Source organism: Candidatus Amarolinea aalborgensis (assembly GCF_900491745.1).
Lineage (GTDB): Bacteria > Chloroflexota > Anaerolineae > SSC4 > Amarolineaceae > Amarolinea > Amarolinea aalborgensis.
The window spans coordinates 140,048-152,851 of the sequence record NZ_UETR01000007.1; the positions used below are offsets into that span (position 1 = coordinate 140,048).

A 12,804-nucleotide genomic window follows, 5' to 3' on the forward strand; every position below is an offset into this window, starting at 1 on the left:
ACATGGTTTGACGAAGCGGGCGCTTTCGGGTAAGATGTTGCCCTATGTCTGAAGTCACCACAACGCATGTCAGCGGTAATCTAGGCGCAACCCTGCGTCATCTTCTCAAGGCAATGCGGCCCCGACAGTGGACAAAGAACGTCTTTGTTTTTGCCGCCTTGGTTTTCGATGGACAGCTCTTTGGCCTCGATTCATTCTTGCGCACCCTGGCGGCCTTTGCCTGCTTTTGCCTTATTTCCAGCGCTGGCTATCTGATCAACGACCTGGCCGACATCGAAAAGGATCGGCAGCATCCGACCAAACGCCTGCGGCCGTTGGCGGCCGGCACGCTGCAGCCCTGGGTAGCCGTTGCGGCCGCGGCGATCTTTGTTCTCGTCTGTTTACCAGCTGCCTATGTGCTCGATGGCCGCTTCAGTCTCATTCTGTTCGGTTACCTGGCTCTTACCCTTGCTTACACCTTCTACCTGAAGCATATCGTCATCGTTGACCTGATCGTGGTGGCGGCCGGTTTCGTGCTGCGCGTCGCTGGCGGCGTGGCCGTCATTCGGGTGGCCCGTTTCTCGCCGTGGATGTATGTGTGCATGGCCCTGCTGGCATTGTTCATGATCATGGGCAAACGTCGCCACGAATTGAGTCTGCTGGCCGAAAGCGCTTCTTCGCATCGTGCGATTCTGGAAGACTACACCGTGCGCTTTCTCGATGAGATGATTGCCATGGTCACCGCGTCGTTGGTGATGGCCTATTCTCTCTACACTTTCTCCGCGCCCAACATGCCAGCCAATCATGCCATGATGCTGACCATTCCCTTTGTGCTGTACGGGCTTTTCCGTTATCTCTATCTGATTCACGTGCAGGGCAAGGGCGGCGCGCCGGAAGAACTTCTCCTACGTGACTGGCCGCTGCTGATGGATGTCGTCCTCTGGGCTGGCGTTGTCGTGGCCGCGCTCTATTTCATGCGCTAGTACATCGGTTCAGCTTTGTCGAGACAAGCCGAACGACGGAAGTTGACGAACGCGTGTTCGCCCGAACTTCCGTCGTTCACAACAAGTCGTTTACGCGCCTCGCTCGCCGGCGCCATTCTCTTGCACGAATTGACGCCACGGCCCGCTCATGCCATCATCGGTGACGCCATAGTAAACATGCAGTGTATCGCCGACGCGCTGCACGAGGTCGTAACGCATCTTCCCCGCACGTTTGCTGGCCTGCCAGAGGCCGATGTCGCCAATCCACTTCACCATCTCTACCTGCAGCGGATTGGTTTCATGTTGGGCGATCGCGTAACTCCACAACTTGCGCGCAGATTTCGGCGTGACGTTGCGGATGACCCCGCCATTCCGCAGGTCCTTAATGACATAACTGGTGGTGCCGCGTCCGACTTCGATTTCCAGGATCTCTACACCGACCCGAGGCGGCCGTAAGCTGCCGTCTTCGGGCGCTGACAGTTCTGGCAGCGTCCCTGCCATCTCCTCTGTTTCATCGTAGGGGGGCGGCTCGGTCTCTGGCGCAGACGGCGCCTGATGTACTGCTGCGGGCGGCGGCGTTGGTTCTGCCGCGGCGGCAGGTGCGGTCGTTTCAGCGGCCGCCTTAGCCCGGCGGCGCGGGGTTTTGGCTGGCGCGGCTTTGATCGCCGCAGCTTCCACGAGCAGCTGCGCGCGCAGTTGATCGCTCAGCGTCGCGCGCACAAGCTGGAAAATCTCATCACGCACCGCCATGCTGGTTTCGGCTTCCTGGCGCACATAGATTTTATTGTCATCCAGGCAGTAGGGCTTCTCTTTGCCCTCCGCAACCATCACCCGCAGCACAGGGCGCCCTTGCGATTCCAACACGTCAACGTTGGCGTCAAGCGGCGGTACAATTTTGCGCTGGATCTCGGTCTTGAGCGTCGCGATCGCCTCTTCGGCTCCTTCGACGCCCGTGGGCACACCCTTGCGCGTCGCGCTGACGCCTACGTAGACTGTGCCGCCGTTGGTGTTGGCAAAAGCCACCACATCGCTCAGAATCGCCGTCAGTCGTCCTCCCGAACGCGTCCAGGTTTCATGGAACGACTGTACGATGTTGGGGCCTTGTTCGCGTGCCGCGGCAATGTAGTCGAAGGGCTCTTTCTTCGGGCGATAGGGCCGCGTGAGAGCAAAGTCGTTCCCTTTGAGCACCTCGCAGATGGCTTCATAGGCGATCTCGGGTAAGGAAATCTCCGTCGTGCGATCGCCAATGCCCAAGACGTGCTTGTCGCCTGAGGAACGGTGCAGCCGATGCGCATCCGATCCCTGGATGCAGTGCATTCGTCGTGGATATTCCGGCTTGGAGCCGTTGTAAAAGCTGTCGGTTGCGCGCCGGCTGCGGCTGTCCAGATCGGTCACTTCCAACGCATGCAGGTGTACGTCCTGGGTGTAGGCGATTTTGGTTTGGCCCCCAAAGGGGAAATCGCGCATGGCAACGCCGTGCGTTGAATTGGCATGCGCTGCAATGACCAGGCCCCCCGCTTCATCAATCAGTTTGTAGGCGGTCAAGACATCGGTAGTAGCGCCGACCTCCGTGGAGCCGACATCTAGTTTGGAAGGCGGAACATTGAGGCGCAGCAGGAGCAGTTCCAGTTCGCGCACCGAGGTTTCTGGCCGAAAAATGGCGAGGACATGAAAGCCGAACGTGGCCGTAAATTCAAAACCGGGCAAGACCAAGAGCTTGTTGCCGATGCGCCGGTATTCGTCGAGCGTACGTTTTTCTTGCGGGCGTAGGCGTCCCTCTCGCTCCAGCCAGTCCAGGCGCTCGATGTCCTGGCGCAGATGAGCGATGCCCGCTACGGTATTGTGATCGGTAATGGCGACAATATCGAGGCCGCGAGCCTCGGCTTTTTGCAGCCAATCAAGATAGGTGGCGCTTGGCTCCTGCCAATCGGCCGAGGCCGGTGTGTGCAGGTGCAAATCCATTCGCCACCACTGACGTTTAGCATTCTTTTTAGTTGCCAAATTGAACAAACCTCTCCTTCTAGGTCAAACGCAACACGCGTTCTCCTGAAGAAGGGCTATCCGGCCTGGTCACCTGGCGCACTGCGCATGACAACGGCTGTGACAGCGTGCTGCTCCCAATCTCAACCGCCGGTCGTCGCGAACGCGTGATGCGTCGCGACCGCCGCCGGTGATGGCATCAATGGTCGCAGACTACCGCTGACGATGACAGCCAGCGCGCAACAAAGACTACAGTCAGTTTACGTAACAGAACTTACGCGACCTGAGGGGGAGGCCGGGCCTGCACTCCGCTGCGGTTGGCAGCGATGCTGGCCCAGGCGCAAGGCAGTGGTTCGCGACGACTCGGCCGGGCTCTCCCTAAATCAACTATTTGGGATGGCCGGCCCGCGCGCCGCGCAACTGCCTTGTGCAGTTGGCGCTCTTAACCGATCAAATCACGGTGTAAGCAGGTTAAATAAACGATGATGTTCGATACTCGCTGCCAGGGTCCAATATCGCTTAAAATACGAGTCTCCGGCAACAAATCGTGAACACCCTGCGGGTCTGTGGCAGGTGCCCAACAGCGGGCGGAAGGCCACTTCTTCAAATATCCCACATGGTCATGCCGCGCATGTACCGCGTGGGCTTAAATACAATCCTTCTTATGATGCATGGTTTGATCAAAAAATGTTGTTGGCATGGTTCCCAAAATTCGTCATCCATACCTCGTTTTTCACTATTCGGCGCTGAATCGGTCCTGCGCATCGGTCTAGACTGCGATTTCGCCGACAACGGTCTGGTCTGGACTGGCATCATGGTCACGCGTACCTGCCGGCTCCAGCGCGGCGTTGAACACGTCGGACACCGATTCGACCAACACAAAGCGCATCTTTTGGCGCACCTCGTCTGGCAGTTCATCGAGGTCCGGCTCATTGCGCTTGGGCATGATCACCGTATCCAGCCCAGCGCGTGATGCGGCCAGCGCCTTCTCCTTCAATCCGCCAATGGGAAGCACTTGCCCACGCAGCGTGATCTCGCCGGTCATGGCCACATTGGAGCGCACGAGACGCCCAGTCAGCAAAGACGCGAGGGCCGTGGCCATGGTCACGCCGGCCGACGGGCCATCTTTGGGGACCGCGCCCGCCGGAATGTGCAGATGGATGTCGCTCTTGCTAAAGAAATCCTCGTCCACGCCCAGTTCGCGACTCACGGAACGAACGTAACTCAGCGCAGCCTGTGCTGACTCCTTCATGACCTCTCCCAGTTGTCCGGTCACGGTGAAGCCCTTGGTGCCTGCCATGCGCGTGGCTTCGATGAACAGAATGTCGCCCCCTACCGCCGTGACGGCCAGGCCAGTCGCCACGCCAGGGCGATCGGTTCGTTCCGCCACTTCGTTGTAGAACTTGGCTTTGCCCAGGTGCTCAGCCAGGTTCTCCGCCATAATAGTCACACTGGGCAATGTTCCATTCCCGTTAGAACCTTGTTCGGCCGCGCGGGTGGCGATCTTACGACAAATCTTGCCGATCTGGCGTTCCAACGAGCGTACGCCGGCCTCGCGCGTGTGATCCGAGATCATGCGGTGCAGGGCGCCCTCGTCGAACGCCACTTCGCTGGCGTGCAGACTGTTCTCGCGCAGCTGCCGCGGGATCAAGTAGCCCTGCGCGATTTTCACCTTTTCCAACTCGGTGTAACCAGAGAGCTGCAGGATCTCCATGCGATCGAGCAAAGGCTCCGGAATGGTTTCCAGCCAATTGGCCGTTGTGATGAAAATCACCTGCGACAGGTCGAACGGCACATCCAGGTAATGGTCGCGAAATTCGCTGTTTTGCTCTGGGTCCAGCACTTCCAGCAGGGCGGCCGACGGGTCGCCGCGGAAGTCGCGCCCCAGCTTGTCAACCTCGTCGAGCATGAACACAGGATTACGGCTTTCCACGCGGCGCAGCATCTGCAAGATACGCCCCGGCATGGACCCGATGTAGGTGCGGCGGAAGCCGCGCACCTCGGCCTCGTCGTGGATGCCGCCGAGCGCCAGGCGCACGAACTTGCGTCCGAGCGCGCGCGCGATCGAAAGGCCGAGGCTCGTTTTGCCCACACCTGGCGGGCCGACGAAGCACAGAATGACGCCCTCGCGCTGCTTACGAATCAGGTCTGGGTGTTCATCCTCAAGTGTGAACTGGCCTTTGCGTTCCACGCGCAGCTTGCGCACGGCCAGGAATTCGAGAATGCGCTCCTTGATCTCTTTGAGATCATAGTGATCCTCGTCCAACACCTGGCGCGCATGCACAATGTCCAGGTTGTCTTCCGTCACCTGCTGCCAGGGCAGACTGACAATCCAATCGAGGTAGGTCTTGATGACGCCATACTCTGCGGCCTGCGGCGGCATCTTGCGCAAACGATCCAACTCCCGCTTGGCTTCTTTCTGCGCCTCCTCTGGCATGCCCGCCTTGGCAATACGTTCTTCCAGGTCCTTGACCTCGGCCGCCTGTTCATCCTCTTCGCCCAATTCTTTCTGGATGGCCTTAAGCTGCTCGCGCAGATAGAACTCGCGCTGCATCTTTTCCATTTCGTTCTGAGCTTCGGATTGAATCTTGCGCCCCAACTCCAACACTTCCAACTCTTTGGAGAGGAGGGCGTTGAGCTTGGTCAATTTGTCGCGCACATGGTTGATTTCCAGGATTTCCTGGGCGTCAGCCAGATCGAGGCGCAGGCTGGATGCGATCAGATAGACGAGCTGGCGCGCATCTTCCACATTCATGGCCGCCATTTCCAATTCGTCTGGCAAATGCGGCACCAACTGGATCAAGCGTCGGAACAGGTCTTGCGCGTTGCGCGACAGCGCCTCGATTTCTACCGAGTCTTCTTCTTCATCCACTGCGGCCATGACCCGCGCGCGCAGGAAAGGCTCTTCCTGAATATAACGCGTGACTCGAATGCGCTCCAGGCCCTGCACAATCAGGCGGATGGTGCCGTCTGGGGCGCGTAGGAGTCGGTGCACCACGGCCGCCGTTCCAATCTCATAGAGATCGGCGGGCGTTGGCTCCTCTTTTTCGGGGTCACGGCTTGTCACCAGGCCAATCACACGACTGTCGTCGGCAGCCGATTCGATCAATCGAATCGAACGCTCCTGACCGATTGTCAGCGGCAGCCACATCATGGGGTAGACCACCACCCCGCGCAAGGGTAGAATCGGCAAATCGTTCGGAATATGGCTCTCGTCATCAATCCCGTTGACCCGCGGCGGGGAAACAGGCTCGATCACGGTATTATTTTCATCAACTGATTTCTTGCGTCCACGATCGCGTCCAAATAACGGCACGATCAACCTCCTCATTTGGCAACAGAGTACAAAGGTGAATTGTACCACAAGGCGCGGTGGGCGGCAATCACGGTTGGAGAGCTTGATAATTCTGAGCGATGGCCCCGGGTGTGAAGCCGGGCTGGGAGGCAATCAAAAGCCCCTGGGCGATTCGGCGAAACCGGTTACATCGGGTAAAATCACGACTTGAGCGCAAGGCCGGCCCAATGTACACGACACAGCAAGGAGCAAAGAGATGGAGAAGATGAGCGAATCCGCGACAAGGCGCCTCACGGAGGAGAGCCTCGCCCAGTTTGCAGAAGACCTGGCGGCGGACAGCGCCGCCCCTGGCGGCGGCAGCGCGGCCGCCCTGGCCGGGGCCTTGGCGGCCGCGCTGACCGCGATGGTGGGCCGATTGACAGCCGGCCGACCAAAGTTTGCAGGCGTGGATGCCGCGATGCGCGCGATCATACCCCAGGCCGATGCGCAGCGCCGCGCGCTGTTGGCTCTGGTGGATGCCGACGCCGCAGCGTTCGAGGAGGTGATGGCCGCCTTCCGCTTGCCTAAGGAGAGCAGCGAGCAGAAAGCCGCGCGCACCGCCGCCATTCAGGCGGCCTACCGCCGGGCCGTGGACGTACCGCTGCAGACGTTGACTGCCGCAGCCGATCTGCTGCGTTTGCTGGTGATCGTGACTGAGGTTGGCAATCCCAATGCCATTTCCGATGGCGGAGTAGGCGCCTTGCTGGCTGAAGCTGCGGCGCAGGGCGCAGCCCTCAATGTGCGCATCAACTTGACCAGCATTCAGGATGAGTCCTTCACCACGGCGACCGCCGCCCGCGTGGATGACCTGCTGGCTCAAACGGCGCAGCTGCGCGGCCAGGCCCTGGCGCAAGTGATGCAGAGGCTAACCTCTTGACGCGTGCCGAGCCTGGCATGACGCAGCGGCCGCCGCGCGCGGCCCTGGTCTTCCTGCTCTATCTCGTCATCACCCTGGCGCTGACGTTTCCCCTGGTCGTGCACCTCGGCGATGCGATTCCGGGCGACAGTTTCGATGGCTGGCAGAACTATTGGAACTTCTGGTGGTTGAAGCAGAGCCTGGTTGATCTGCCGCGCAATCCGTATGTCACCGACATGCTGTACCATCCCACGGGGGTCAGCCTCTATTTTCACACCCTCAATCCGTTCAACGGCGTCGTGACCCTCCCGCTGCAACTTGCCGGTAACCTCTTCTTGGCGTACAACAGCGCCGTCCTGCTGGCTTTTGCTGCCGGCGGGCTGGGCGCGTATCTATTGACTCTGGCAACCTTCGCGCGTGGGGCTGTGTTTTCTGTCCCCAGGCCGCGGCCGTTCTGGCCGGCTTTTGTGGCGGGACTGATCTTCACCTTTTCGCCCTATCACCTGGCGCACCTGCTCGGCCACATGCAGTTGATCTCGTTGCAGTGGATTCCGTTTTATGTGCTCTACGTCGTGCGTGGACTGCAGCGCGCGCCGCGCGGCCCTCTCAGCCGCGCCGATCTGCTCAAGCCTGGTTTCTTCCTGCTTCTGGTCGGTTTGTGTGACTGGTACTATGTCCTCTACTGCCTCATCTTCACTGCCCTGGCCTTGCCCGCGGCCTGGCTGGCGCAATGGCGTGATCCGCGCCGCTCTGCCCGCAAGTTCATGACTGCGCTGCGCATGCTGACGGTGCCGCTTGCGTCCGGTCTTCTCTTCGCGCTCCTGGCCAGCCCCCTGTGGCTGCCGATGGTGCGCGAGGCGCGCGTTGCCAGCTTTATGGTGCCGCAGCGCAGCGAAGCGGTGCGCCTGTCGGCTGATCTCCTGGGTTTTCTGACCCCGCAAGGCTTTCATCCGTTGTGGGGGCAAGCCGTGCGCGCCTGGGCCGATCGTACCTTCACCAGCAGTTTCAGCGAATACACCATCTTTGCTGGCTTCGTTCCCCTACTTCTCGCCGGCCTTGGCGTCTTGTTCGACTGGCGCCGCGCGCGTTTTTGGCTGTTGGTCATGTTGACTTTTGGCATCCTGGCTCTCGGCCCCGTGCTGCACATCGCTGGCCGCGCCGACATCATGCCCGGCGGAAGCGCGCTGCCCTTGCCGTATGCCTGGCTCTACGATCATGTGCCCTTCATGAGCATCGCGCGCAGCGTGAGCCGTTTCGATGTGATGGTCATGCTGGCCCTGGGCTTGCTCGCCAGCCGCGGGACGGCTGCACTCGTGGCGCGCCGACATTGGTTGGGGCCATTGGCAGCCGTGTTGGTGTTGTTTGAATTTTGGCCCGCGCCTTATCCCCTGTCGCCGCCAGACACGCCCGCCTGGTACAACACCCTGGCGCAGACGCCCGGCCACGGCGCGGTGCTCAATCTGCCCATGAACTGGGATCGGCCGGGCTATTTGCTCTATCAGACAGTGCACGGCCGCCCATTGACCGTAGGTTACATCAGTCGCGATGACCCGCGCACACTGACCACGCGAGCGCCTGTCTTGCAATCGCTGCGCGCGCTGGGGCCTGATATTTTGGATGTTGACCTGGCGCGCGTGGGGCCAAGCGTTTTGAATTGGCTTGATGTGGAATGGGTGGTGCTCGATTTTTACAAAATGCCGGGTGAACGCGAACGCGCGCCTACGGTCATGATGGCCGAGGCTATTGTGGCCCATGAGGCGCCCGCGTATGAGGATGAACGGCTGAAGGTGTACCAGGTCACGCGGCCGGCGCAGCCGGCGCCTTTTGCTGTCCTGGGCGAAGGTTGGGGCGAACGCGTGACCAGCGGGGACGACGTGTGGCGCGTCCTTGCGCCCACCGCCACGCTGCAGATCGTGCACGGCGCGGCCGCCGCAGCCCTGCAGGTCACCGTCAGCGGCCCGGCTGGGGCCACGCTGCGCATACACGGGCCAGATGGCGGGGTGGTCACGCAGATAGCATTGCATGCGCCCTGGCAAACCATCACGGCGCCGTTGGCGTTGGCCGGCGATGCTGTTTTGACTCTCCAGCACGATGCGCCCACGGGCGCTGTGCGCGTGGCCCGGCTGGCCGTGCTGCCTGCGCGTAGGAATTGACGGTTTCACCGCCGGACAAAATCAGGCCGACGCGTCTTCGTTGGTGATTTCAAGCTCGCTAAAGACCCGTATCAGGTCTGTATGCGAGATGATGCCAACCAAACGACCGTTTTCCACCACCGGCACTGGATTGACGTTCTTTTCCACCATCAGGGTGGCCACCTCTTCCACGTCGGTATCAGGGTGGCAGGTCTTAACAGGCGTGGACATAATGTCGCGAGCGGTCGTGCCAAAGATGCGACGCACAATTTCCTGGTACTCGCGTTGGCCGCCGAGGGGGATTTGCGCGTCGAGCAAGGGCAAATAGCGGGGATAGTGCGGTCGGGCATGGCGCGCAATCAGATCTACTTCTTTGACAATGCCCACCATCGTATCGCCATCCATCACCGGCACGCCGCTGATGCCCAGCGTACGCAGGATGCGGGCAATTTCAGCAATGGGGGTGTCGGCTTGTACGATTACTACCTTGGTCGTCATGACGTCGCGGGCTTGCATGAGGCCCTCCTTGGGTATGATGCACCTTGATCTGCCAAATAGTCTACTACAACTATCTTACCAATCAATCGTGATTTGTGCAAGGCCATTAGCGCCCGTCCGGCCCACGCCGTTGGATTGCGCCCAGATTGCCGAGCCTGGCAGTCGCCTGATCCGTCGCCAGGCAGCGTTTTGCACTCTTCCCCCATCGGCGCGCCGTTTGACAAAACTGAAATCGGCGGGTACGATGAACGAAAAGGGATGATCATGCGACGAACCGTACGATGGATGACCTGCCTGCTGGCGCTGCTCGTGCTGGCTGCATGCAGCAACGATGACAAGACAGCCACGCCCTCTCCGCTCCCAACGCCCACACAGGCGATCACCGCAGCGCCTACGGCGACCATGACGCCGGATAGCGCGGCGGACACACCTGCGCTTGAGTTAGCGCCTGATGTCCAGGCCGCGATTGACGCCATGGGCCGCCTGATCAGTTACCGCACGCACACCCGGTACGATTTTTCCGAAAAGTCGAGCGCCAGCGTTGTCACTTCGGGCACGATCAGTATCACGGTGGAGTATGTGCAGCAGCCACAGGAAGCCCAGCGGATTCTGATGGAAGGCACGGGCCTGGGCGCTGAAGACGGCGACGCCGGTCGCATGGAGGCCATTCGCATCGGCGCGACGACCTGGACGAACCTGGGCGACGGTAATTGGATTCAATCGAGCGAGGATCCGGCAGCGCCCTTTCAGTCCGCCGGGCTGATCTATGACACGCCCGAGATGTTGGTCAGCATCGCGGATGCGCGTGCATTGGGCGCTGAAACGATCAATGGCCTGGTGAGCGATCACTATGAGTTCGATAAGCGCCATCTCAACATTGCTGCCATTGGCGAGATGGACGATGCCCAGGGCGAGTTTTGGCTGGCGCGTGAGGGCGGGTTCATCGTGCGTTATCGTTTGCAAGCGCATGGCAGCGACATCGAGTTGAGCGAGGGTGAGCGCGGGGAAGGCACGATCGCGTTGTTGTATGACGTGCTCGAAAGCAACGGGCCGGTGCACATCAGCGCGCCGCAAGCTGAGCTCGGCCCGCCCGGTTTTGCCGCCGGCGAATTTCCCTTGCCGACCGACGCGGAAACGAAGCTGACCAGCCGCAATTTCTCCTCATTTCTGACCGCGCAACCGCCCGCCCAGGTTGTGACTTTCTATCAGGACAGGCTGCCAGCCATCGGATGGCGTTTGCTGCCCGATGAAGGGTTTGCCTCGGCCGAGATCACCAGCCTGGTGTTCCAAAAGGCGAGCGACAAAATTGCCATCAGCATCACCCTGGATCAAGATACTGGTCATACCCAGATCCTGGTGTCAGCCGAAGACGCGCCGTAAATCGGCGTTCCACCCCCTCACGTCGGCGACTTGCTAAAGTCAAGTTTGCCTGGTAAAGTATCAGATAAAGGAGGCCGGTCGTGCCAATGATGTCACCGCGGCGCACCAAACATCGCGTCCCTCTTGGGCTCTATCGAAGCAAATGGGTGTTCACTGGCTGCCCGCATCAGGCGGGCGCGCTAAAGATGGAATGAACTTTGGTTTTCGATTTGGACAGAAGAGGAGAAGCAGATGACAACAGCAACATTACCCGCAACGACCACCGCGTCTGTCAAAGGCCACGTAACGCACGTGCTGCCGGGCGCGAAGTCAGCCATGTTTGTGGCACGCGACCACCTGGCGCTTTCGCCGTCTTATACACGGTCGTACCCTTTTGTGATTGATCATGGACGCGGGGCCGAGGTATGGGACGTAGACGGCAACCGTTTCATTGATTTCAATGCCGGCATTGCCGTGAACGCCACCGGCCACTGCCACCCGGCGGTGGTCGAAGCGATCAAGGCGCAGGCAGAGAAGTTCTTGCACTATTCGGGCACCGATTTTTATTACCCGGTGCAAATTGAGCTGGCGGAAAAGCTGGCGCAATTGGCGCCGATTAGCGAACCGTCGCTGGTGTTCTATACGAATTCCGGCGCTGAGGCGGTGGAAGCGGCGATCAAGCTTGCGCGCTACACCACGGGACGGCAGCGCCTGCTGGCGTTTCGCGGCGCGTTCCACGGCCGCACCATGGGCGCGCTGTCGCTCACGGCGTCGAAATATGTGCAGCGCCAGGGCTTTGCGCCTTTGATGCCCGGCGTGGAACACGTGGACTATGGTTACTGCTATCGCTGCCCGGTGAACTTGACCTATCCAGGCTGCGGTATCGAGTGCGTGCATCGGATTGACACCGAGGTATTCCGCACCAACGTGCCGCCGCAAGAGGTGGCCGCTATTTTTGTGGAGCCCGTGCAGGGTGAAGGCGGCTATGTCGTGCCGCCGCTGGAATGGATGCAGGCGCTGCGCGCGCTGTGTGACAAACACGGCATCCTGTTGGTGGCCGATGAGGTGCAGAGCGGTTTTGGGCGCACGGGCAAAATGTTTGCCATGGAGCACTTTGGCGTTGAGCCGGACATCATCTGCCTGGCCAAGGGGATTGCCAGCGGCATGCCCCTGGGCGCGATGGTGGCGCGCAAGCGCCTGATGACCTGGCCGCCGGGCGCGCACGCCAGCACGTTTGGCGGCAATCCGGTCTCGTGCGCTGCGGCCATGGCAACGATCCAGTTGATCGAAGATGAATTCCTGGAGAACAGCCGTGTGCAAGGCGAATACCTGAAGGCGCGTTTGCAGGAGATGGCTGAGCGTCACCCCACGATCGGGGATGTGCGTGGCCTGGGGCTGATGGTGGGGGCGGAATTGGTGAGCGATAAGCGAACGAAGGAACGCTATGGAGAACTGCGCAACGAGTTGGTGGATCAGTGTTACTTCCATGGCCTGCTCATTCTCGGTTGCGGTCCGAATACGATCCGTTTTGCGCCGCCGCTCATGATCCCACGTGATGTGATTGACGAGGGACTGGTCATTTTCGAGCGCGTGTTGAGCGAGCTTGAGGAAGTACACGGATTGGCGTAACGCCACTATACGGCAGCATGGTGCATGCTGACATAAGACAGAGATGGAACGCGA

Annotated in this window: 8 protein-coding genes; 5 read left to right on the forward strand and 3 right to left on the reverse strand. The window is 60.3% G+C overall.

Annotated features, from left to right (window positions below; translation table 11 throughout):
* The first annotated feature begins 44 nt into the window (after positions 1-44).
* On the forward strand, positions 45-962 hold the full coding sequence (locus ACPQ6D_RS11645) for a decaprenyl-phosphate phosphoribosyltransferase (protein ID WP_423224492.1): 918 nt from the start codon (positions 45-47) through the stop codon (positions 960-962).
* A gap of 90 nt (positions 963-1,052) precedes the next feature.
* Here the strand turns inward: ACPQ6D_RS11645 and ACPQ6D_RS11650 are convergent, their stop codons facing one another.
* On the reverse strand, positions 1,053-2,963 hold the full coding sequence (locus ACPQ6D_RS11650) for an RNA-binding domain-containing protein (protein WP_423224493.1): 1,911 nt from the start codon (positions 2,961-2,963) through the stop codon (positions 1,053-1,055).
* Positions 2,964-3,711: 748 nt separating this feature from the next.
* Positions 3,712-6,201: an endopeptidase La gene (gene lon, locus ACPQ6D_RS11655; protein ID WP_423224585.1), complete on the reverse strand. Its 2,490-nt coding sequence runs from the start codon at positions 6,199-6,201 to the stop codon at positions 3,712-3,714.
* Positions 6,202-6,493: 292 nt separating this feature from the next.
* On the opposite strand from lon, the gene ACPQ6D_RS11660 reads away from it, so the two are divergent.
* Both ACPQ6D_RS11660 and ACPQ6D_RS11665 read left to right on the forward strand, forming a co-directional pair.
* Positions 6,494-7,153, forward strand: coding sequence for a cyclodeaminase/cyclohydrolase family protein (locus tag ACPQ6D_RS11660; protein ID WP_423224494.1), 660 nt, complete (start codon positions 6,494-6,496; stop codon positions 7,151-7,153).
* Entirely contained in the window at positions 7,150-9,285 is a 2,136-nt protein-coding gene (locus tag ACPQ6D_RS11665; RefSeq protein ID WP_423224495.1) for a hypothetical protein, read from the forward strand. The genes ACPQ6D_RS11660 and ACPQ6D_RS11665 overlap by 4 nt, the downstream gene beginning before the upstream one ends.
* Before the next feature lie 21 nt (positions 9,286-9,306).
* Here the strand turns inward: ACPQ6D_RS11665 and ACPQ6D_RS11670 are convergent, their stop codons facing one another.
* The gene (locus ACPQ6D_RS11670; RefSeq protein ID WP_423224496.1) at positions 9,307-9,780 is read right to left on the reverse strand and encodes a CBS domain-containing protein; all 474 of its coding nucleotides are present in this window, start codon (positions 9,778-9,780) and stop codon (positions 9,307-9,309) included.
* A 246-nt stretch (positions 9,781-10,026) separates the two neighbouring features.
* Here ACPQ6D_RS11670 and ACPQ6D_RS11675 point away from each other — a divergent pair, with 246 nt between their 5' ends.
* On the forward strand, positions 10,027-11,142 hold the full coding sequence (locus ACPQ6D_RS11675) for a hypothetical protein (RefSeq protein ID WP_423224497.1): 1,116 nt from the start codon (positions 10,027-10,029) through the stop codon (positions 11,140-11,142).
* A 231-nt stretch (positions 11,143-11,373) separates the two neighbouring features.
* On the forward strand, positions 11,374-12,750 hold the full coding sequence (locus ACPQ6D_RS11680; RefSeq protein ID WP_423224498.1) for an acetyl ornithine aminotransferase family protein: 1,377 nt from the start codon (positions 11,374-11,376) through the stop codon (positions 12,748-12,750).
* Positions 12,751-12,804 lie beyond the last annotated feature (54 nt).

Excerpts from the sequence above, each read along its gene's own strand:
- ACPQ6D_RS11645 (WP_423224492.1), top strand. The coding sequence starts at position 45 with ATGTCTGAAGTCACCACAACGCATGTCAGCGGTAATCTAGGCGCAACC.
- ACPQ6D_RS11660 (WP_423224494.1), top strand. The coding sequence starts at position 6,494 with ATGGAGAAGATGAGCGAATCCGCGACAAGGCGCCTCACGGAGGAGAGC.
- ACPQ6D_RS11670 (WP_423224496.1), bottom strand. The coding sequence starts at position 9,780 with ATGCAAGCCCGCGACGTCATGACGACCAAGGTAGTAATCGTACAAGCC.
- ACPQ6D_RS11675 (WP_423224497.1), top strand. The coding sequence starts at position 10,027 with ATGCGACGAACCGTACGATGGATGACCTGCCTGCTGGCGCTGCTCGTG.
- ACPQ6D_RS11680 (WP_423224498.1), top strand. The coding sequence starts at position 11,374 with ATGACAACAGCAACATTACCCGCAACGACCACCGCGTCTGTCAAAGGC.